Origin of the sequence: Coleofasciculus chthonoplastes PCC 7420 (assembly GCF_000155555.1) — a bacterium.
Classification (GTDB): domain Bacteria; phylum Cyanobacteriota; class Cyanobacteriia; order Cyanobacteriales; family Coleofasciculaceae; genus Coleofasciculus; species Coleofasciculus chthonoplastes_A.
Genome location: NZ_DS989861.1, coordinates 152,636 through 154,100, shown reverse-complemented (window position 1 = coordinate 154,100; position 1,465 = coordinate 152,636). Strand labels below are relative to the sequence as shown.

The window sequence follows — 1,465 nt, the reverse complement described above, 5'->3', positions numbered from 1 at the left end:
TGAGGGAGATGAGGGAGATGGGGGAGATGAGGGAGCTGGGGGAGCTGGGGAAGCTGGGGAAGCTGGGGAAGCTGGGGGAGATGGGGAAGATGGGGGACAAAAGTTCTATAGCCCATTACCCTATTGCATAAGACACACCGAGCGTGTTACCCCTGATGAATGACAAATGACAAATGACGAACACTTCCCTTTATCAAGTCGGTGGGAGTCTACACAAAGATGCTCCCACCTATGTTCAACGAAAAGCCGATCGCGAACTGTATCATGCTCTAAAACAGGGTGAGTTTTGCTATGTTCTCAACTGTCGGCAAATGGGAAAATCGTCTCTATTAGTTCAAACCCATCATCGCTTGCAAGAAGAAGGATTCCAATGTGCCACGCTTGATATGACCATGATAGGTTCGGAAACGATTACGCCTGATCAGTGGTATAAGGGATTAGTTCTGGATTTAACTCGCAAATTTAAACTGTTTAAAACGGTTAATCTAAAAAAATGGTGGCAGGAGCAAGAAGATATTTCGTTGCCTCAACGATTTAATAAATTTATCAGCGAAATCCTTTTAACTCATTTCCCTACCAAAAACATTATTATATTCATCGATGAAATTGATAGTATTTTAAGCTTGAATTTTCCTATTGATGACTTTTTTGCCCTAATTCGATTTTGTTATAATCAACGTAGTCTAGAATCGGACTACAATCGCCTCACCTTTGCCATCTTTGGTGTCGCCACACCCAGCGATTTAATTGCCGACAAAAAGCGCACGCCATTTAATATTGGCAAAGCCATAGAACTGCACGGCTTTCAACTGGACGAAGCCCAACCCTTAACCCAAGGATTCAGCCAACAATTTGCTAAACCTGAAGCCATTATTAAAGAAATATTAGCCTGGACAGGAGGGCAACCTTTTTTAACCCAAAAGCTATGTCAACTGGTGCTAGACGTGGCGCAAAATACAGTGAGAGATGATCTAAAAATCCCACCGGGTACTGAAGCCTTTTGGGTTGAATCCGTGGTACGCGATCGCATCATTCGCCATTGGGAATCTCAGGATGAACCAGAACACCTACGTACTGTCCGCGATCGCCTGTTGAGAAACGAAGCACGGGCGGGTAGATTACTGGGTATTTATCAACAAATTTTACAGGGTATTGATATCGCTACCGATGATAGCCGCGAACAAACAGAATTACTTTTATCGGGCTTAGTTCTAAAAGAAAAAGGACAATTAAACCTAAAAAATAGAATTTATCCTGCCATTTTTAATCAGCAATGGGTTGAAGCCCAATTTACCCATCTGCGCCCTTACTCTCAAGCCTTAGCCGCTTGGGTTGCCTCCCATTTTCAGGATTCATCACGACTCTTGCGCGGACAAGCATTAAAAGATGCCCAAGACTGGTCTCAGGGCAAAAGCTTGAGTGACTTAGATTATCAATTCTTAGCCGCTAGTCAAACCTGCGATCG

At 43.5% G+C, this 1,465-nt stretch carries 1 protein-coding gene; it reads left to right on the top strand.

Going from position 1 to position 1,465, the window contains the following annotated elements:
• Positions 1-173 precede the first annotated feature (173 nt).
• The coding region (locus MC7420_RS25515; protein WP_044209692.1) for an AAA-like domain-containing protein at positions 174-1,465 on the top strand (1,292 nt) is incomplete at its 3' end.